Consider the following 304-nt stretch of genomic DNA (forward strand, 5'->3'; position numbering starts at 1 on the left):
CCTTGCCCTTGTCGAGCATGACCTGCAAGGTGCCGACCCACGCGACGAGCAGCCCGAGGCCGACCAGATCGATCGGCGGCTTGCGCGTGGGCGTTTCGCGCGAGCGATAGATCATCCACGTGACCGTGGCCGCGAAAATGCCGACCGGGATGTTGATGTAGAAGATCCACGTCCAGCTGTAGCTGTCGGTGATCCACCCGCCCAGCGCGGGACCGGCGATCGGGCCGACCGTCGCGGTCATCGACCATAGCGCGAGCGCGGTGGCGCTTTTCGCCTTCGGATACGAACCGAGCAGGATCGCTTG

Annotated in this window: 1 protein-coding gene; it reads right to left on the reverse strand. The window is 65.5% G+C overall.

Annotated elements, in window-relative coordinates; translation table 11 throughout:
* Window positions 1–304: MFS transporter (locus SB751_RS29330; RefSeq protein ID WP_410748945.1), on the reverse strand; the 304-nt coding region annotated here is incomplete at both ends.

The organism is Cupriavidus sp. SIMBA_020 (assembly GCF_046535395.1).
In the GTDB taxonomy this organism is placed as follows: domain Bacteria; phylum Pseudomonadota; class Gammaproteobacteria; order Burkholderiales; family Burkholderiaceae; genus Cupriavidus; species Cupriavidus campinensis.